This window comes from Embleya sp. NPDC059213, from assembly GCF_042754445.1.
Classification (GTDB): domain Bacteria; phylum Actinomycetota; class Actinomycetes; order Streptomycetales; family Streptomycetaceae; genus Embleya.
This window is the reverse complement of sequence record NZ_JBHZAV010000189.1, coordinates 1-18,031: the sequence shown is the minus strand read 5'-3', so window position 1 is coordinate 18,031 and position 18,031 is coordinate 1. Positions and strand designations below refer to the sequence as shown.

Annotated in this window: 17 protein-coding genes; 11 read left to right on the top strand and 6 right to left on the bottom strand. The window is 72.5% G+C overall.

What is annotated here, in order from left to right; all coding sequences use genetic code 11:
- The 5 genes from ACFXMF_RS39565 to ACFXMF_RS39545 form a co-directional block, all read left to right on the top strand.
- On the top strand, window positions 1–380 hold a 380-nt coding region (locus tag ACFXMF_RS39565), incomplete at its 5' end, for a MauE/DoxX family redox-associated membrane protein (protein ID WP_380021048.1).
- The gene (locus tag ACFXMF_RS39560; RefSeq protein ID WP_360310814.1) at window positions 380–925 is read left to right on the top strand and encodes a hypothetical protein; all 546 of its coding nucleotides are present in this window, start codon (window positions 380–382) and stop codon (window positions 923–925) included. The genes ACFXMF_RS39565 and ACFXMF_RS39560, both read left to right, overlap by 1 nt.
- Complete coding sequence (locus tag ACFXMF_RS39555) at window positions 922–2,739, top strand: ABC transporter ATP-binding protein (protein ID WP_379990823.1); 1,818 nt, start codon at window positions 922–924, stop codon at window positions 2,737–2,739. Before ACFXMF_RS39560 ends, ACFXMF_RS39555 begins: the two co-directional genes overlap by 4 nt.
- Window positions 2,736–3,362, top strand: coding sequence for a S26 family signal peptidase (locus ACFXMF_RS39550; protein ID WP_379990824.1), 627 nt, complete (start codon window positions 2,736–2,738; stop codon window positions 3,360–3,362). The genes ACFXMF_RS39555 and ACFXMF_RS39550 overlap by 4 nt, the downstream gene beginning before the upstream one ends.
- A gap of 101 nt (window positions 3,363–3,463) precedes the next feature.
- Window positions 3,464–4,033 (top strand): septum formation family protein, encoded by a 570-nt coding sequence (locus ACFXMF_RS39545; protein WP_360310808.1) that lies wholly within the window; start codon window positions 3,464–3,466, stop codon window positions 4,031–4,033.
- Between the two features lie 120 nt (window positions 4,034–4,153).
- Here ACFXMF_RS39545 and ACFXMF_RS39540 read toward each other — a convergent pair whose 3' ends face one another.
- The 3 genes from ACFXMF_RS39540 to ACFXMF_RS39530 form a co-directional block, all read right to left on the bottom strand.
- A complete protein-coding gene (locus tag ACFXMF_RS39540) occupies window positions 4,154–5,119 on the bottom strand; it encodes an ABC transporter substrate-binding protein (RefSeq protein ID WP_360310806.1) in 966 nt (321 codons plus the stop codon).
- Window positions 5,120–5,228: 109 nt separating this feature from the next.
- Window positions 5,229–6,359: an ABC transporter permease gene (locus tag ACFXMF_RS39535; protein WP_360310804.1), complete on the bottom strand. Its 1,131-nt coding sequence runs from the start codon at window positions 6,357–6,359 to the stop codon at window positions 5,229–5,231.
- On the bottom strand, window positions 6,356–7,129 hold the full coding sequence (locus ACFXMF_RS39530) for an ATP-binding cassette domain-containing protein (RefSeq protein ID WP_360310802.1): 774 nt from the start codon (window positions 7,127–7,129) through the stop codon (window positions 6,356–6,358). Before ACFXMF_RS39530 ends, ACFXMF_RS39535 begins: the two co-directional genes overlap by 4 nt.
- A gap of 350 nt (window positions 7,130–7,479) precedes the next feature.
- On the opposite strand from ACFXMF_RS39530, the gene ACFXMF_RS39525 reads away from it, so the two are divergent.
- The 4 genes from ACFXMF_RS39525 (at window position 7,480) to ACFXMF_RS39510 (ending at window position 11,661) form a co-directional block, all read left to right on the top strand.
- On the top strand, window positions 7,480–8,793 hold the full coding sequence (locus ACFXMF_RS39525; protein WP_379990825.1) for an AGE family epimerase/isomerase: 1,314 nt from the start codon (window positions 7,480–7,482) through the stop codon (window positions 8,791–8,793).
- Window positions 8,794–8,929: 136 nt separating this feature from the next.
- The gene (locus ACFXMF_RS39520) at window positions 8,930–9,961 is read left to right on the top strand and encodes a LacI family DNA-binding transcriptional regulator (protein WP_360310798.1); all 1,032 of its coding nucleotides are present in this window, start codon (window positions 8,930–8,932) and stop codon (window positions 9,959–9,961) included.
- A 73-nt stretch (window positions 9,962–10,034) separates the two neighbouring features.
- The gene (locus tag ACFXMF_RS39515; RefSeq protein ID WP_379990826.1) at window positions 10,035–10,976 is read left to right on the top strand and encodes a carbohydrate kinase; all 942 of its coding nucleotides are present in this window, start codon (window positions 10,035–10,037) and stop codon (window positions 10,974–10,976) included.
- Between the two features lie 157 nt (window positions 10,977–11,133).
- A complete protein-coding gene (locus tag ACFXMF_RS39510) occupies window positions 11,134–11,661 on the top strand; it encodes a nucleotidyltransferase domain-containing protein (protein WP_360310794.1) in 528 nt (175 codons plus the stop codon).
- A 239-nt stretch (window positions 11,662–11,900) separates the two neighbouring features.
- On the opposite strand, the gene ACFXMF_RS39505 is transcribed toward ACFXMF_RS39510, so the two are convergent.
- From ACFXMF_RS39505 to ACFXMF_RS39495, 3 genes are read right to left on the bottom strand one after another with little or no spacing between them, the layout of a single operon-like run.
- The gene (locus ACFXMF_RS39505) at window positions 11,901–12,731 is read right to left on the bottom strand and encodes a phosphotransferase (protein ID WP_360310792.1); all 831 of its coding nucleotides are present in this window, start codon (window positions 12,729–12,731) and stop codon (window positions 11,901–11,903) included.
- Between the two features lie 9 nt (window positions 12,732–12,740).
- Window positions 12,741–13,511 (bottom strand): DUF2071 domain-containing protein, encoded by a 771-nt coding sequence (locus ACFXMF_RS39500; RefSeq protein WP_360310790.1) that lies wholly within the window; start codon window positions 13,509–13,511, stop codon window positions 12,741–12,743.
- A 4-nt stretch (window positions 13,512–13,515) separates the two neighbouring features.
- The gene (locus tag ACFXMF_RS39495; protein WP_360310788.1) at window positions 13,516–14,595 is read right to left on the bottom strand and encodes a winged helix-turn-helix domain-containing protein; all 1,080 of its coding nucleotides are present in this window, start codon (window positions 14,593–14,595) and stop codon (window positions 13,516–13,518) included.
- Between the two features lie 59 nt (window positions 14,596–14,654).
- Here ACFXMF_RS39495 and ACFXMF_RS39490 point away from each other — a divergent pair, with 59 nt between their 5' ends.
- Window positions 14,655–15,836, top strand: a complete 1,182-nt coding sequence (locus ACFXMF_RS39490) for an MFS transporter (RefSeq protein ID WP_360310786.1) — start codon at window positions 14,655–14,657, stop codon at window positions 15,834–15,836.
- An 87-nt stretch (window positions 15,837–15,923) separates the two neighbouring features.
- The coding region (ligA, locus tag ACFXMF_RS39485) for an NAD-dependent DNA ligase LigA (RefSeq protein ID WP_380021046.1) at window positions 15,924–18,031 on the top strand (2,108 nt) is incomplete at its 3' end.

The following is an 18,031-nucleotide window of genomic DNA, read 5'->3' as shown; positions in this document are numbered from 1 at the left end:
GGTACGCGGTGGTCGCCGGGGAGATCTCGGTGCCCGTGCTCGTCCTGGTCCCGCCGACCCGAGGCGTCGGCTTCGCGGTCGCCGGCGTGTTGCTCGCCGGGTTCACCGCGGCCGTCGGCGCTGCGCTGCGCCGGGGTCGGCGCTCCTCCTGCCGCTGCTTCGGCGCCTCCGACGCGCCGCTGGGCCCGCGCCATCTGGTGCGCAACGGCATCCTGCTCGCCGCCTCGATCGCCGGCCTGTCCGCGACCGGCCTCGCCTCCCCCACCGACCTGCCGCCCGCGCTCGCCGGCAGCGCCGTCGCGGTGGTGGCCGGGCTGCTCGGCGCGCTCCTGCTCATCTCCCTGGACGACATCGTCGACCTGTTCGCGAGGAATGCCTGATGCCCATACTTGTCGCCGCCGTCGTGCTCATCGCTCTGGTGAGCGCGTTCAACCTGGTGCTCCTGCTCGGCGTGCTGCGCAGGCTGCGCGCACCACAACCGCAGACCGCGACCGCGTCCGGGCCGCCGATCGAACTGGGGCCGGGCAAGCGCCCCGGCGTGTTCACCGCCACCACGACCACCGGCGAACAGGTGGGCGACCTCGACGTCGGCGGGCTGGTCGGCTTCTTCTCCGCCGGGTGCGAGCCCTGCCACGTACAGGCACCGCGCTTCGCCGAGCGGGCCCGCTCGCTGGGTCGCGAGCGCACGCTGGCGGTGATCGCCGGGGACGACGCCGAGTTGCTCGCGCTGCTGACCCCGGTGGCCCGGGTGATCGTGGAGGAGTACGACGGCGTGGTCCAGGCCGCGTTCAGAAATGCCTGGACGCCGGCGATGTACCTGCTCGGCGCGGATCGGCGGGTGCTGGCGGCCGGCCTGAAGATGACGGATCTGCCCGCCGTCGGCGCGTCCGAGAACAGCCATCGGCCCAGCGAAGCGCACGCGTGAGCCCACGGATCGACGCCCGCGACCTGTTCGCCGCCGCCCGCGAGGCGATGTCGCTCACCCGGCACGCGGCCCCCGCCCAGGCGCTGGGGTCGCTGGCGGTGACGCTGGGGTCGGCGGGTGTGCCGATCACCATCGCGTGGCTGACCAAGCTGGTCATCGACCGACTCACCGACGGACACGGCGCGATCGGCGGCCTGGCCCTCGCGCTCGCGGTCACCGGACTGGTCGCCACCATGCTGCCGGGGATCGGCCGCTACCTGCGCGCCCAGATCGGCCGGGCCACCGGGGTGGTGGGCACCGACCGCCTGTTCGCGGCGGCCGAACGCCAGGTGGGCCTGCGCCGGTTCGAGGACCCGGCGTTCCTGGACCGCTTGCGCCTGGGACGCAGCAGCACCGCCGGCTTCGGCGTCCTGGTGGACGGCGCGAGCGGCACCGTGCAGGGCGCGCTGACGCTGCTCGGCTTCGTCGGCTCATTGCTGATCCTCAGCCCGACGATGACCGGGCTGGTCCTGCTCGCCGCAATCCCGGTGCTGGTCGCCGAACTGCGGTTGTCCCGACTGCGCGCCGGCATGCAGTGGGACTTCGAACAGGTGCACCGCCGGGAGTTCTTCTACGGCCGACTGCTCACCGACGTCGAAGCGGCCACCGAGATCCGGCTGTTCGGCATCGGCCCGTTCCTGCGCACCCGGATGATGCACGAGCGGCGCCGCGCCAACGCGGCCGAACGCCGAATGGACCTGCGCGAGTTCGGCACCCAGGCGGTGCTGGGCGCACTCGGCGCCGCAGTCGCCGGCGGCGGTCTGTGGTGGGCCGTCACCGCCGCCCGGCGCGGCACCCTCAGCGTCGGCGACGTGACCATGTTCGTGGCCGCGGTCGGCGGCATCCAGGCGGCCCTGGACCGACTGGTGTCCTCGATCGCCTCCGCGCACGGCCAACTCCTGAGCCTGACCCACTACGTCGCGGTGGTGCGCGCCGAACCCGATCTGGCCTCGGCCACCGAGAGCGCACCCGCGCCGGAGCCGGGCGTGGGCATCGAGTTCCACGACGTGTGGTTCCGCTACAGCGACGACCACCCCTGGGTGCTGGGCGGCGTCGACCTGCGCATCCCGCACGGTCGGGCGGTGGCCTTGGTGGGACTCAACGGGGCGGGCAAGAGCACGCTGGTCAAGCTCCTGTGCCGGATGTACGACCCGACCCGGGGGCGGATCACCTGGGACGGCGTGGATCTGCGCGACATCGCGCCGGCCGAACTGCGCGGGCGGATCAGCGCGGTGTTCCAGGACCACATGAACTACGACCTGACCGCCGCGGAGAACATCGCCATGGGCGACCCGGACAGCCTGGGCGACCGGGCCCGGATCGAGGCCGCCGCCGAACGCGCGGGCATCCACGACCGGCTCGCCGCCCTGCCACGCGGCTACGACACGCTGCTGACCCGGATGTTCTTCAGCGAGGCCGACAAGGAGGACCCGGACACCGGCGTGGTGCTCTCCGGCGGCCAGTGGCAACGCCTGGCCCTGGCACGGGCGTTCGTCCGCGCCGGGCGGGAGCTGATGATATTGGACGAGCCCAGCTCGGGCCTGGACCCGCAGGCCGAGCACGAGGTGCACGCCCGAATGCGCGAACACCGCGAGGGTCGCACCAGTCTGCTCATCTCGCACCGGCTCGGCGCGGTGCGCGACGCGGACCTGATCGTGGTCCTGGACGGCGGTCGGATCATCGAACAGGGCTCGCACGAGGCACTGCTCGACGACGAGGGCCACTACGCGAACCTGTTCCGGCTCCAGGCGGCCGGATATCGGGAGGCGAAGTGAACCCGGCCCGGATCGCGCCTGCCGTACTCGCGGGTGCGAGCGTGGGCGCGGCGGCGCTGCTGTGGGTGCGCCGGCGCTACCTGGTGGCCACGGTCGAGGGTCCGAGCATGGAACCCACGCTCTTCCCGGGCGATCGCTTGTTGGTGCGTCGCACCGGGCGGGTCCGGGCCGGTCGGGTGGTGGTCGTCCGGGTCCCGCATCCGCCGGTGGTGGCCGGACTGCCGCCGGGGTTGCGGCGGTTGGACGCGGCCGTGCTCGCCGCGATCCCGGAACGCACCGATCTGGCCCCGGTGCCGCAGGGGCGGTTGATGGTCAAGCGTGCGGTGGCGGTGGCGGGTGATCCGGTGCCGGTGGACCGTTTCCCGGTGCTGCGCGACGCCGCCGGGGAAGCGGTGCCCGCCGGCGCGTTGGTCGTGCTGGGCGACAACGCCGCGTCGAGCTGGGACTCGCGCGCGTACGGTTTCGTGCACCGGGACCAGGTGGTCGGGGTGGCGGTGCGCCGGATCGCGCCGCCGGGCGGGCGACGAACTTCCCGCCGGGGGCTGGTGCGGGCGGCGCCGACGGGCGACGATGGCAGCGGGCCGGGAACGGGTGCGGCGCGGGGTAAACCACGAGCGGACTGATCCTCTCGACTTCGCAAAATGCAAGCGCCGTTTCCCTCCACATTTCGGTGCGGGATCGCGACAGGATCTTGGGCGTCCCAAAGCGAAAGGTTGTGTCCCACATGCCCACCTCCCACCGCCTGCGCGTACTCGCGCCGGCCGTGGCCGGAGTCGTCGCCGCCACCGGTCTGCTGTCCGGCTGTCTCGGCAACGACAAGGACGACAAGGGCAGCAAGGCTCCCGTCGTCTCTTCGACCGCATCATCCACGGGGAAGGCCACCACGAGCCCGACCGGCAAGCCGAGCGGCACCACGAAGCCGACCGGCAGCGCCACGGGCACGTCCACGGCCGACATCATCGACGCCTTCACGTACAAGACCGGCCAGTGCATCAACCAGGACGGCGCCAAGACCACGGACGTCTCCTGCGCGAAGCCGCACAGCGGCCAGGTCGGCAAGGCGTTCGACCTGCCGGCGTCGGTGACGCCGCTCACCGCGGGCTACGAGGACAAGGTCGGCGAACTGTGCGAGCAGTACATCGGCCCGCTGTTGGATCGGCAGCCCGCGTCGCCCAAGCTCGGCTTCTCGTACTCGTACCCGCTCGACATGGAGTCGTGGAACCACGGCAACCACCAGGCGGCGTGCATCATCGAGCGCGAGGACAAGCAGCCGCTGACCACGATCGTCAAGTAGCGTCGGCGTGACCTCGGCCCCCGTAGTCGCCTACGGGGGCCGATCACGTGTTTCGAAGGGGTGCGGTCGAGCCGGCGGGGCCGAGCGGTCGAGGGGTCGCCGGGTCGGGTTCGGGTCGGGTCAACAGGCGCCCTTGTACAGGTACTTGCTCACGTCGGGCTGGTCCACGTTCTCCTTGGTGACGGCGACCAGGTCGGTGGAGATGTTCTTGGGGACCGGCTTCTTGTCGAGTGCGGCGACGGCCTGTTCGACGCCCTGGGAGCCGATGTCGAACGGCTTCTGCGCGATCAGGCCCTGAATCGAACCCTTGCGCAGCGCCTCGACCTGCTTCGGGGTGGCGTCGAAGGCGACCAGTTTGACCTGGCCCGCCTTGCCGGCCTGTTCGATGCCGGTGGCCGCGCCCTCGCCGCTGAACACGTTGGCCGCGAAGACGCCGACCAGGTCGCGATGCGAGGCGATCGTGGAGGTGACGATGGAAGCGGCCTTGGCCGGGTCGTCGTCGTTGTACTGCACGCCGAGGTAGGTGATGCCGGGGTGCTTCCTGATCTCCGTCTCGAAGCCCTTCAGGCGGGCGTCCGTGGTGGAGATGCCGGGCTTGACGCTGATCGCCGCGACCGTGCCCCGGTCCTGGAGCAGACCGGCCAGGGTCTGGGCGGCGAGCATGCCGCCGCGCTCGTTGTCGGAGGAGATCGCGGTCTCGCGGATCGAGCCGTCGTCGAGCTTGGTGTCCACCTCGATCACCTTCGCGCCCCGGGACTTGAGCTGCTGCTCGGGTTGGCGCAGGGCCTGGGTGTCGGTGGGAGCGATCAGTACGGCGTCCGGGCTCTTGGCGGCGACGGCGTTGACCACGGGGGTCTGCAGCGAGGCGTCCCACTTGTCCGCGCCGGTCACATCGAGCTTGACGCCGAGTTCCTTGGCCTTCTGCTGTGCGCCGCAGGCCATCGAGATGTAGAACTCGTCGCCCTTGACGCCCTGGACGAAGGTGATCTTGCGTCCGCCCCCGGAGCCGCCGTCGTCGCTGCACCCGCCGAGGGTGGCGACCGCGGTCAGGGCGATGGTCACGGCGACGTACGTCGGTGTCTTCATCGGGCAGTGCCTCCTGGCGGTGGTGGGGCGAAACGATCGGCCGTGCGGCGGGGGTGGGCCGGAGCGGGTGGCGGGTCGGATCGAGGCGGTCCGGGAACGGCCGCGGTGGTCAGCGGCGTTGCCGGCCGCGGCGGCGCAACTGGTCGGCGTACACGGCGGCGATCAGCACGGCGCCGACCGCGACGCTCTGCCAGAACGGCTGCACGCCCAGGATGACGAAGCCGTTCTGCAGGATGGCGGGGATGAAGACGCCGATCAGCGTGCCGACCACGGTGCCGATGCCGCCGAACAGGCTGGTGCCGCCCAGGACGACGGCCGCGATGGCACCGAGCGAGTCGTTGGCGTGGCCGCCGATCGTGGTGGTGGTGAAGCGGGCGAGGGACAACACCCCGGCGAGCCCGGCCAGGGTGCCGGACAGGGCGTAGACCTCGATCATGTGTCGATCGACGGCGATCCCGGCGCGCCGGGCCGCCTCGGCGTTGGAACCCACCGCGTAGGTACGCCGGCCGAAGCGGGTCGTGGCCAACACGAGCGCACCCAGCACGGTGACCACGAGCGCGATCACCACCAGCCAGGGAACGCCCAGGAATCGGCCGTTGCCGATCGTGTCGGTGAACCGGGTGGGCACGCCCCGGACGTCTTGACCCTCCGTCAACACCTGGGCCAGGCCCAGCGCCATGCCCAGGCTGCCGAGCGTGACGATCAGCGCGGGCACCCGCGCCTTGGCGATCAGGAAGCCGTTGAACGCGCCCCAGCCGGCGCCGGCGGCGAGACCGGCGAGTACGCCGAGCAGGATCGCGCCCCAGCCGGCGTCCGGTCCGGCGACGGCGGTCATCGTCTTGGCCGCGGCGACGCCGGCGAAGACCAGGACCGAGCCGACCGACAGATCGATGCCGGCCATGATGATCACGAAGGTCATCCCGACTCCGACGATCAGCAACACCGCCGCGTCGGTGGCCACGTTGCGCAGGTTGAACGTGGTGGGGAACTGCTCGGGTCGCATGACGGAGAAGGCGGTCACCAGCACCATCAGGACCAGGAAGGTCCACCACGAGTTGCTCCGGGCGAGCCGGCGCCACACCACACGGCGGAGGAACGATCCGGCGTCCGGGGGGACTTGGCCGGCCTGCGGCACGGGCGCCGGGTGTTCCCGACCGCCGCGTGTCGCGGGTTGCCCGTCGGCTCGGTCGCCGTCCGGGTCCGGGTGCCCCGGTGGGGTGGCCGTCTTGTCGAGGTTCATGCCGGTGCTCCCTGCCCGTCGAGTCCGTCCAGGGCGCCGGTCATCGCGCCCACGAGGTCCTCCACCGTGGTGTCCGCGGCGGTCAGGCTCGCCACGCGTCGACCCAGCCGCAGCACCTCGACGCGGTCCGCGACCGACAACACCTCCGGCATGTTGTGGCTGATCAGCACGACCGCGATGCCGTTGTCCCGGACCCGGCGGATCACCTCCAGCACCCGACCACGCTGGAGCACACCGAGCGCTGCGGTCGGCTCGTCCATGAAGATCACCTTGTCCGCCCAGGCGACCGCGCGGGCGATGGCCACACTCTGTCGCTGGCCGCCGGAGAGCGTCCCGATCGGGGCGTCGATGTCCTGCAACTCGACGCCGAGCCGGGCGAACGCCTCGATCGCCCGCTCGCGCATCGTGGCCTTGTCCAATACGCCCAACCGCCCGGCCAGACCGCGGCGCAGCAGCTCGCGGCCCAGGAAGAGGTTGGCCGCGCCGTCCAGATCGGGCGCCAGGGCCAGGTCCTGGTAGACCGTCTCGATACCCAACTCCTGGGCGTCCGTGGGTCGTTCCATGCTCACCGGCCGGCCCTCGAAGAGGATCTCGCCCGCGTCCGGTCGTTCGGTGCCGGCCAGGGTCTTGGTGAGCGTGCTCTTGCCCGCGCCGTTGTCACCGATCAGCGCGACGACCTCGCCCGGGAAGACGGTGAAGTCGGCGCCGCGCAGGGCCTGGACCTGGCCGTACCGCTTGACCAGGCCCCGACCTTCGATCAGGGGTTGCACGTGCCCAACTCCTTCGGGTTGTCGGGTCGTTCACCGCGAGCCGGCTCGGCCGGGGCCGGGGCACCACGAGTTCGCACGTGTGTCAGGACGGAGGCGAGAGCGAACCGGGTCGCCGACCGTCTGACAACGGTGTCAGTACAGTGCTGGCCCGATGGGCGGGTGTCAAGGGTTTCGCGGATCTCGGGTTCGGCCCGGAACTCGCGCTGATCTGTTGGGGATTGCGGCGATTGGCCATAGTCGATCCGGCTCGGCGGCCGATCCGGGAAGCAGCCGGCGGGCGGGATGTCGACAGCTTGTCGACGGCCCGGTACGGTCCGTGTGACAACGATGTCAGAGGGAGTGTGCGGCACATGGCGGCTGAACCCCTGGGGGACTCCTCCGAACACGCGGCCTGGCTGGACGCGGAATGCGACCGACTGATCCGGTTCGCCCGGGGCGCCCGGCTGGCCGAGGGCGGGTTCGGCTGGCTGGACGACACCGGTCGGCCGGTCGCGGACGGGGTGGTGCACACGTGGGTGACGGCCCGGATGACGCACGTGTTCGCGTTGGCACGGTTGCGGGGGGTCGGCGGTGCGGGGCAGGGCGCGGGTGGGGGCGACGCCGGCGATGTCGGGCCGGACGAGGCGGCCGCGCTCGTGGCGCACGGAATCGCCGCGTTGACGGATCTGCTGCGGGACGGCGAGCACGGCGGCTGGCATCCGCTGGTGGACCGGTCCGGGCGGCCGGTGCCGGACGCCGAACGCCCGGACGGCAAGCGCATGTACGACCACGCGTTCGTCGTGCTGGCCGCCGCGAGCGCGTGCGCCGCCGGCCATCGCGGCGCGCCCGCCCTGCTCGCCGAGGCCCTGGACGTCGTCGAGCGCCGGTTCTGGGAGGCCGACCGGGGCGCCTGCGCCGAATCCTGGGACCGGGCCTGGACCACCGGCGAGGCGTACCGGGGCGCCAACAGCAACATGCACGCCGTGGAGGCGTTCCTGGCCGCCGCCGACGCCACCGGCGAACACCACTGGCGCACCCGCGCCCTGCGCATCGCCGAGCGGGTCGTGCACGACCACGCGCGGGCCGATCGATGGCGGCTGGTCGAGCACTTCGCCCCGGACTGGACGCCGCGGCCCGAGTACCACCACGACCGTCCCGCCGATCCGTTCCGCCCCTACGGCGCCACCGTCGGCCACGGCTTCGAGTGGTCCCGGCTGCTGCTCGCGCTGGCCGCGTCGTTGCCGGACCCGCCCGATTGGTTGCGTACCGACGCGGAGGCGCTGTTCGCGGCGGCGGTGCGCGAAGGCGGCCACGCGGACGGCCGGCCGGGCTTCGTGTACACGCTCGACTGGACCGGACGGCCGGTGGTACGCACCCGGATGCACTGGGTCCAGGCCGAGGCGATCGCGGCGGCGGCGGCACTGCGTCGGGCCACCGGGGTCGCCTACTACGATGACCTGTACCGAGCGTGGTGGGAGCATGCCGACGCAGTGTTCCTGGACCGGAAGCACGGTAGCTGGCATCACGAACTCGACCCCGACGCGCGGCCCTCGGCCACCGTCTGGCAGGGGAAACCCGACGTGTACCACGCGGTACAGGCCACCCTGCTGCCCCGGCTGGGGTCCGCACCGACCCTCGCCGAGGCATTGCGTCGAGCCGCCCGCCGAACCGACGACCGCCGCTGAACCGACCGACCCCGACTGCCGCTTCGCACCGCCGGCGTCCGCTCGGGGCCGGCCCCACTCCCCCGCTCCCGGTTCCGGGAGCACCGCACCCTGGGTGCCGGATGCGAACCCGGCCGCTCGAAAGGTAGGACCCCCGATGGCCGGCCCGACGATTCCGGAGCGCCCGCGCGGGCGCGGTCGTACCACGATGAAGGACGTGGCCGCCCTCGCCGGTGTCGGCATCAAGACCGTCTCGCGGGTGATAAACGGTGAGCCGAACGTCAGTGCCGGGAAACAGCAGGCGGTGTGGGCGGCCGTCGCGCAGACCGGATTCCGGCGCAACGACAGCGCGGCGCAGTTGCGCTCGGGGCACACCTCCAGCATCGGCCTGGTCCTGGAGGACGCCGCGGACCCGTTCTCCTCCGCCCTCACCCGATCCATCCAGGACATCGCCCACCAGCACGGCACGGTGTTGTTCAGCGCGTCGTCGGCGGAGGATCCGGACAAGGAGCGCGACCTCGTCCTGGCCCTGTGCGCACGGCGCCTGGACGGCCTGATCGTGGTCCCGGCCGGCGGCAGTCACCGCTACCTGCTGCCGGAGATCGAGGCCGGGATGGTGTGCGTGTTCATCGACCGCCCACCGGGCGACATCGAGGCGGACACCGTGCTCGTGGACAACGTCGGCGGGGCCCGGACCGGAGTCGAACACCTGATCCGGCACGGCCATCGACGGATCGCGTTCATCGGCGACCGGCTGGAGATCTTCACCGCCCGGGAAAGATTGCGCGGCCACCGCGAGGCGTTGACCGAGGCGGGCATCGAACCGGATCCGCGGCTGGTGTACAACGGGCCGCCGTACGGTGCGGAACTGCGGGCGTGGTTGCGGGCGATGCTCGGCGGGGCCGATCCGGCCACCGCGGTCTTCTGCGGCAACAGCCGATTCACCGTCGAGACGCTGCGCGAGATCCGCCGCTCGCCGGTGCAGCCCGCGCTGGTCGGCTTCGACGACTTCGAACTCGCGGACATGCTCACCCCGGCCGTCACCGTGGTCGCCCAGGACCCGTTCGGCATCGGACAGGCCGCCGCGCACCTGTTGTTCCGCCGCCTCGCGGGCGATGTGACCCCGGTACAGCACATCCACATGCGCACCCGGCTGATCCCGCGCGGCTCCGGCGAGGTCGGTCCGTGACCGGCGGTACGGGCGCCGCCGCCCGACCGGGCGCCGCCCCTCGGCACCACGAACCCACCAGGAGGGCCGCCGCATGATCACCGTGATCGGCGAGGCGTTGATCGACCTCGTATCCGTCCGGGGCGGCGATCCGGTCGCCCATCCCGGGGGCAGTCCGGCCAATGTCGCGGTGGGGCTGGGTCGACTCGGCGCGCCGGTGCATCTGATCACCCGTTACGGACCGGACCCGCACGGCGAGTTGCTCGCGGCGCACCTGGCGGCGAGCGCGGTCGAGGTGGCGCCGCAGAGCCGGTCGGCGGGTCGCACCAGCGTGGCCCGAGCCGACCTGGACTCGGCCGGAGCGGCGACCTACACCTTCGACATCGACTGGGAGTTGCCCGAGTCGGTCGGCGTCCCGACCGGATCCCGGTGCGTGCACACCGGTTCGATCGCGGCGACGCTGGCCCCGGGCGCGGACCCGGTGCGGCGCCTCCTGGCCGCCGAACACGTAAGGGGGGAGGCGGTGGTCTCCTACGATCCGAACTGCCGGCCGTCCCTGATGGGCGCCCCGGGGCCGGCCCGGGAGCGGATCGAGTCGCTGGTGGCCCTGTCGGATGTGGTCAAGGTCAGCGACGAGGACCTCGCCTGGCTCCATCCGACCCGGGACTTCGCCGACGTGGCGGATGCCTGGCTGGCGCTGGGGCCGGGCCTGGTGGTGGTCACCCGCGGCGCCGAGGGCTCGTACGGCGTGTGCGCCGCGGGGCGGGCCGCGGCGCCCGCCCGGGCGGTGCCGGTGGTGGACACGGTCGGCGCGGGCGACGCGTACACGGCCGGCCTCCTGGACGCGCTGCGCCGCCGGGACCTGTTGCACCCCGCCGGCATCCGAGGTCTCGACCCGGCGACGCTGGGCACGTTGCTCGCGGACGCGTCGGTGGTCGCGGCCCTCACCTGTTCCCGGGCGGGGGCGAACCCGCCCACGGCGGCCGAGCTGCGCGCGTATCGCCGCGCACACGGGCTCGCCGGCGGGACGGAATGAGACCGGGAAGCCGGGCCCGAGCAGGCCGGGGAGGCGTGGACCGAGGAGGCCGCGGTGGCGCGCGGACGGGGCGACGAAGAATCGTTTTCGGTCACGGGTAGATGACGTCGTGACGAGACCGTGCCGGGGCGGGCGGCGGGAGCCCTACGGTAAACCCATGACTGTGTCGTCGGATGCCGACCGGCAGATCGCACTGATCGTCGAAGTCCAAGACCTGGCCCGGGAGTTGGGTATTCAGGTCTGGTTGCGGGGCGGATGGGCAATGGATTTCTACCTGGGGCGGATAACCAGGGAACATGCAGACGTCGACTGGTTCGCGTGGGCACAGGACGCCCCGGCGCTCACCGAAGCGTTCTCCGCGCGAGGATTCGTTCGCCTGGCTCGGGCGCCGGTCGAACAACAACTCGATTACGCGGCGGGTGGCGTGGAATTGGGCTTCGCGTTCCTGGCCCTCGATCCCGAGGGTCACGTGATCGTGGCCGGTGGGCCGTGGGCGGGCGCACGCTGGCCGGAGAGGATGCTGGAGACGCCGCCGGGCAGGTTGGGCGGGTTGTCCTGCCCGATCATCTCGCCCGAGGCGCAGGTCGAGATCAAGCTGATGATCCCCACGTGGATGCCGCATCGGCCGCGTCGGGCCAAGGATGTCGAGGACGTCGAACGATTGCTGGAGGCGATGACCGGATAGTGGGTACGGCCGGCTCGTCGTCGACCGGTGGGGTGCGACGAGCGGGGCGAGTGGGGGCGGTGGGGCGTCCGACGTGGGGTCGGGCGTTCGGAGGTGGCCGGCGTGGGGTCGGTGCCTCGGGGGTGTGATCGATACGACGATCCGTCCGGGCGTCCGCCCTCACTTCGTCGTGCCCACCGGCCGGCCGGATTTCGCGGGTCGTGCGCACCGATCGGCAGTCCGCCGGCGCCGCCGCCCGACTACCCGATCCGGTCGAGACGGGCCGACAGCCGGGCCGCCTGGCGCTCCAGGGTTCCGGGTGGGTTGCGGTGATGACCGGGGCTGTCCGGCAACAACATCAGCAGCCAGACGAAGGCGAACAGGGCCCGGAAGTCCCGCAGTCGTGCGATCTCGGGATCGCTCAACTCGAAGCAGGACAGGAAGAACGTCGTATCGGCCTCGGTGCCGTGCGGCCACATCGAGACGTGCTCGACCAGCTCCGCCAGTTCGAACGCCCGGTCGCTGCGGCCGGAGATCTCGAAGTCCACCAGGCGAACCCGCGCGCCGTCCCACAGGTAGTTGGCCAGGTTTCCGTCCGACAGGCCGAACACCGGCCGGATGCCCGGCCCCGGTTCCGCCGGCGTGTCCCGTTCCGCCAACCACGCGCGGCCGGCCTCGAAGGCCCGCGCCACCATCGGGTCGGGGCCGAGTTCCCGCCCGCCCGTACTCCACGCCCGCGCCTTGCCCTCGACCACGGGCGGATACCAGGTACAGGCCGGCAGGGCCAGGATCGTCTCCGTCGGAACCGCGTCGTGCAGCGTGCCGATCGCCTGTGCCAGCGCCCGCAGTTGCTCTTGGCCGAGGTCTCGTCCGCGCAGCGGCACACCCCCGAGTCGGGACATCACGACGACGGGCGGTTCGCCGTCGATGTCCTCGCGGATCGGCTCCGGTGCCAGGCCGGGTGCGTATCGGGCCAGCAGGCTCAGCGCCTGCCATTCGCGCAGCGGCTCGGCGCGCTCGCGCGAGCGAAACCGCTTGACCACCACGTCGTCACGGAACTCGATGTCGTGCGTACTCCACGTCTCGGTCATCGCGGCACGCTACTCCCCCGGCCCGGACGGCTCGGACGGGGCGCCGGGGTCGACCGGGAGGGGTGGGCCGAAGCGGACGGGGACGCCGGGGGAGTACAACACGCTGTCCGGTGCGCCGCCGACCCCGGGCAGGCCCGCGGCCGCGACCAGGTCTTCGTCCAGGTGCAGCAACTCGGCGCGGCGCAGCGGCCAGCGCGGGTGTGCGTTGGGCAGGTAGAGGGTGCGGCCGGCGACTCGGGTGTGCAGGCCCCAGCGTGCGGTGAGGAAGTGTTCGAGCGGGCTCGGGTCGGTCACGGGTGCGCCGACGCGCACCTCGACCGTGCCGCCCCTGGGGACGCCCTCCGGGCGATGTCGCCGCGTCGTGTAGCGCACCCGGTCGCCGGTGTGCTCGATGCGCATCCTGGCCCACCGGTACGGGAGTCGCAGCGTGGCCCGGGCGGTCAGCACCGGCAGCAGGCGGGCCGCCTCCAGCGAGCGGAACACCACGCCGCGCCGGCCGGCCCCGTCCACCGAGTACAGCCGCACGTTGGTCTCCGGGAAAGTGCCGAGCCACGGCACGCCCGGTAGCCGCAGGAAGGCGACGCCCACCATCCGGAACGGCACCAGGCCGACGTAGGTGACGCCGTCCAGGACGTCCGGCCGGGTGCCCGCCGGGAGCAGTGGGGCGACCGCGGCGGGCGGCACGGCCCAGTGCAGGAAGGTGAGTTCGCTCCAGCGCTGGGTGAGCAGCACGTGCGAAATGCCGCGCGGGGACAACGGTGTGACGGTTTCGGTGCTCATCCGGTCATGGTGTCCCATCCCGCACGGCGGCGCGTCCGTTCCCGGGCTCGGTCGTTCGGGCCCGGGGACCGGGCGGGGCTGTGCGGGGTCCCGCGGGGTTGCGGGTCCGGGGCGGGCGAGCCGGTGTCTGGGCGGTGATCAGGGCCTCGCCGACGGGTGAGCGGTAGTACAGGACCGAGCGGCCGGAGCGGCGGCGCAGGACCAGGTTGGCGTCCAGCAGGATCTTGAGGTGGCGGCCGACCGAGCCGAGGCCCTGGCCGGTCAGCGCGACCAGTTGGGTGGTGCTCTTGGGGGTGTCCAGGCGGATCAACACGCCGGCCCGGGCCGGGCCGAGGAGGCGGGCCAGCGGGTCGGGGCCGGCCGGGCGGTGCGCGTCGGCCAGGGTGCCCGAGCAGGGGTAGACCACCGCGTAGTGCCGCTCCCCCGCCCAGGCCACCCAGCCGCGTCCGAGCGTGACCGGCACGAACGACAGTCGGGCGCCGCCGAGTTCGCGCGGCGGGTAGTCGTAGGTGTTGATCCGCAGTCGGCTCGCGCCCAGCCAGCGCATGCCCGGACGCAGGTCGTCCAGGGCCGCCGCCCAGCCGCCCCGGCCGAGTTGACCGGTGCGGGCGACGATGTCGGCCTCGATGATCCGCCGCCGCCGCGGCCAGTCCGGTCGGACCACCCGGGTCCACACCCAGTCCAGGATGTCCGCGGCGCGCGGGCCGAGTTCGGGGCCGTCCAGCGCGGCGGGCAGTGGACCGCCCATCGACACCTCCAGGTCGGCCCGGGCGTCCGGGTCCGACGTGGCCCGGATACCGGCCAGTTCCGCCGCGAAGGCCGCTTCGCCGGTCGCCGGCGGGGGTGTGAGGAAGTCCGCGTTCCAACTGCCGCCGAAGCCGATCCGCAGCAGCAGTGCGGTGATCGGGTCCTCGGCCAGCCGGGCCCGGTAGGCGGGCAGGTGTGCGTCCAGCCAGATCCCCTCGCCGGGATGCGCGGCCGTACCTCGTTGCAGCGTCTTGAGCGTCGCGGTGACCTCGGCCAGCGGCGAGACCGCGAATCGGCTGCCGGCCAGGGTGTCCGCGTCGATCTGCCACCACCCCATGGTTTCGCCTCCCGGCGAAACAGTAACGCCCGCGCCCCGCCGGGCTCGAAGCTCTGGCCATGCGCACCTACCGAGAGCTCTTCCGCGCGCCGGAGTACACCCCGCTGTTCGCCGCGTCCTCCGCGCAACTGGCCGCAACCAACGTCGCCGGACTGGCGTTGGGCACCCTCGTCTACGACCGGACCGGTTCGCCGCTGCTGGCCGCGCTGGGCATGTTCGGCGGTTCGCTCGCGCAGGTGATCGGGGCGACCGCGCTGATGTCGGCGGCGGACCGGTTGCCGCCGCGGGCCGCGATGACGGTGATCGGGTTGATCTTCGCCGCGGGCACCGCCGCGGTGGCGATCCCGGGGCTGCCGCTGTGGGCGCTGTTCGCGATCGTGCTGGGCGAGGGCGCGGTGGCCGCGGTGGGCGGCGGCGTGCGCTACGGGTTGCTCAACGAGATCCTGCCCAGGAGCGGTTTCCTGCTCGGGCGGTCCGTGCTCAACATGAGCAACGGGGTGCTCCAGATCGTCGGCTTCTCGCTCGGCGCCGTGCTGGTCACCGTGTTGTCCGCGCGCGGCACGCTCCTGGTGGCCGCCGGGTTGTACCTGCTCGCGGCGATCGTGGCCCGATTCGGCCTGGCCCGGCGGGCGCCGCGGGCGGCCGGTCGGCCGTCGGTCGCCGAGACCTGGCGCAACAACACGGTGTTGTGGTCGGTCAAGCCGCGCCGCTACATCTATCTCGCGCTGTGGGTGCCCAACGGTCTGATCGTCGGCTGCGAGTCGTTGTTCATCCCGCTCGCGCCGGACCACGCGGGGCTGCTCTTCGCGTTCGCGGCCGTGGGCATGCTCGCCGGGGACGTGGTGGGCGGGCGGTTCGTGCCCGCGCCGTGGCGACGCCGGCTCGGGGCGCCGATGTTGCTGCTCCTGGCCACGCCGTACCTGTTGTTCGCGGTGCATCCGCCGCTGCCGTTCGCGCTGGGTGTGGTCGCGGTGGCGTCGATCGGCTATTCGGCGACGTTGTTGTTCCAGGAGCGGTTGATGGCGATGACGCCGGACGAGCTGAGCGGGCAGGCGCTGGGGCTGCACTCGTCGGGGATGGTCGCGATGCAGGGCATCGGCGCGTCGATCGCGGGCGGAATCGCCCAGGTCACCTCGCCGACGACGGCGATCACGGTGCTGGCCGCGGCGTCCGTCGCGGTCACCCTGACCCTGGCAGCAGGGCTGCGGGCGCACCCGGCACCGGTGCTTCGGGAGGCGTGAGCGGGGGTGCGAAGCCCCGGTCGGGTTGGGATCGGGTCGGGAGTGGGCGCTCCGGGCGATGTCGGTGCCGTTCGAGAGGATGTGCGCATGACCGACACCCCGGCGCCGGCCGCCGTTCTCGCCGACTTCGACGCGTACACCCAGGCTGTCGAGGCCGTGACCGCCGCCGCGCGGGCCTACTACGGCGGCGCCGACTCGACCGTGGACGACGACACGTACGACCGGTTGTTGCGCGGGATCGGCGCGTACGAGCAGGAGCACCCGGACCGGGTGCTCGCCGAATCGCCGGTCGGCAAGGTCGCGGCCGGCGCGCTGCCCAGCGGGGACGTGCCGCACACGGTGCCGATGCTCAGCCTGGACAACGTGTTCGACCCCGAGGGGCTCGCCGCGTGGGCCGCGTCGCTGGAGCGCCGGCTCAAGCGGCCGGTCGCGGCGCTGACGGTGGAGCCGAAGATGGACGGCCTGGCGGTGGCGGTGCGCTACCGCGACGGCCGACTGGACCGGCTGGTCACTCGCGGTGACGGCATCGCCGGCGAGGATGTCTCCCACGCGATCGGCACCATCGTCGGCCTGCCGGAGCGGTTGAGCGAGCCGGTGTCGATCGAGGTGCGTGGCGAAGTCCTGCTGACGGCAGAGCAGTTCGAGACGGCCAACGAGATCCGCCGGGAGCACGGCGCGAGCGTGTTCGCCAACCCGCGTGGTGGTGCGGCCGGCACGCTGCGGGCCAAGGATCGGCCGTATGTGATCCCGATGACCTTCTTCGGCTATGTCGCGCTGCCCCTGGCGGACGACGAGAGCACGTTCGCCGAGGAGTTGCGGACGGCCGACCACTCCGCGGTGATGGCCCGGGTCGAGGAGCTCGGCGTGCTCACCACCGGGCGCACCTCGGCACGGCTGCGGGTGTGTACGAGCATCGAGGAGGTGCAGGCCGCGGTCGACGAGATCGCCGCGGCGCGGGCCGAATTGCCGTTCGGCATCGACGGCGTGGTGATCAAGGCCGACGCGGCGCTCGACCAGGCCGACGCGGGCAGCGGAACCCGCGCGCCGCGCTGGGCGATCGCGTACAAGCTGGCCGCCGTGCACAAGATCACCCGACTCACCGGCGTGGACTGGGCGGTGGGCCGCACCGGCGTGATCGCGCCGCGCGCGATCCTGGACCCGGTGGAGATCGACGGCAGCATCGTCGGCTTCGCCACACTGCACAACCCGGCCGACATCGAGCGGCGCGGGCTGATGATCGGCGATCAGGTCAGCGTCTACAAGGCCGGCGACATCATCCCGCGCGTCGAGGCGCCGCTGGTGCACCTGCGCACCGGCGCCGAGACGCCGATCGAGTTTCCGACCGAATGCCCGCAGTGCGGCGGCGAGTTGGACACCAGCCAGCAGCGTTGGCGGTGCACGCAGGGCCGCGCGTGTGGTCTCCAGGCCGGGATCCTGTACGCGGTGGGCCGCGACCAACTCGACATCGAGGGCATCGGCGGCCGGATCGTCGCCCAGTTGATCGCCGCCGGCGCGGTCACCGACGTGGCCGACCTGTTCACGCTCACCCGCGAGCAGTTCCTGGCCCTGGACCGGGTGGACAAGATCGCCGACCGGCTGCTGGCAGGCATCGAGGAAGCCCGGGGGAAGCCGCTCAGTCGGGTGTTGTGCGCGCTCGGCGTACGGCTGACCGGTCGGTCGATGTCCCGGCGGATCGCCCGGCACTTCGGCACGATGGAGGCGATCCGCGCGGCGGACGTGGAGGCGATGGCACAGGTCGAGGGCATCGGCCCCGGCAAGGCGGCCGTGATCGTCGCCGAGTTGGTCGAACTGGGCGAGGTGATCGACAAGTTGGTCGCGGCCGGGGTGAACATGAGCGAGCCGGGGGCGGGCGCGAGCGAGCCGGCCGGCGCCGCTGCCGCCGAGCAGGCGGGTGACGCGGCGGCGGTCGAGGCCGGCCCGCTGACCGGGAAGTCGGTGGTGGTCACCGGTTCGATGACCGGGAAACTCGCCGCGCTGTCCCGCAACGAGATGAACGAACTGATCGAGCGCGCGGGCGGCATCGCGTCCTCGGCCGTGTCCGCGAAGACCGCCCTGGTGGTCGCCGGCGAGAAGGCGGGGGCGAAGCGCGCGAAGGCGGAGAAGCTCGGGGTGCAAATCATGGATCCGGAGGAATTCGCGCTCCTGGTGGGCGCGTTGCTGCCCGGCCGAGTGGC

Bases quoted from the DNA above. Each gene is read 5' to 3' on its own strand.
- ACFXMF_RS39535 (WP_360310804.1), bottom strand. From the start codon at position 6,359: ATGAACCTCGACAAGACGGCCACCCCACCGGGGCACCCGGACCCGGAC.
- ACFXMF_RS39515 (WP_379990826.1), top strand. From the start codon at position 10,035: ATGATCACCGTGATCGGCGAGGCGTTGATCGACCTCGTATCCGTCCGG.
- ACFXMF_RS39545 (WP_360310808.1), top strand. From the start codon at position 3,464: ATGCCCACCTCCCACCGCCTGCGCGTACTCGCGCCGGCCGTGGCCGGA.
- ACFXMF_RS39510 (WP_360310794.1), top strand. From the start codon at position 11,134: ATGACTGTGTCGTCGGATGCCGACCGGCAGATCGCACTGATCGTCGAA.
- ACFXMF_RS39520 (WP_360310798.1), top strand. From the start codon at position 8,930: ATGGCCGGCCCGACGATTCCGGAGCGCCCGCGCGGGCGCGGTCGTACC.
- ACFXMF_RS39500 (WP_360310790.1), bottom strand. From the start codon at position 13,511: ATGAGCACCGAAACCGTCACACCGTTGTCCCCGCGCGGCATTTCGCAC.
- ACFXMF_RS39525 (WP_379990825.1), top strand. From the start codon at position 7,480: ATGGCGGCTGAACCCCTGGGGGACTCCTCCGAACACGCGGCCTGGCTG.
- ACFXMF_RS39505 (WP_360310792.1), bottom strand. From the start codon at position 12,731: ATGACCGAGACGTGGAGTACGCACGACATCGAGTTCCGTGACGACGTG.
- ACFXMF_RS39490 (WP_360310786.1), top strand. From the start codon at position 14,655: ATGCGCACCTACCGAGAGCTCTTCCGCGCGCCGGAGTACACCCCGCTG.
- ACFXMF_RS39495 (WP_360310788.1), bottom strand. From the start codon at position 14,595: ATGGGGTGGTGGCAGATCGACGCGGACACCCTGGCCGGCAGCCGATTC.
- ACFXMF_RS39540 (WP_360310806.1), bottom strand. From the start codon at position 5,119: ATGAAGACACCGACGTACGTCGCCGTGACCATCGCCCTGACCGCGGTC.
- ACFXMF_RS39560 (WP_360310814.1), top strand. From the start codon at position 380: ATGCCCATACTTGTCGCCGCCGTCGTGCTCATCGCTCTGGTGAGCGCG.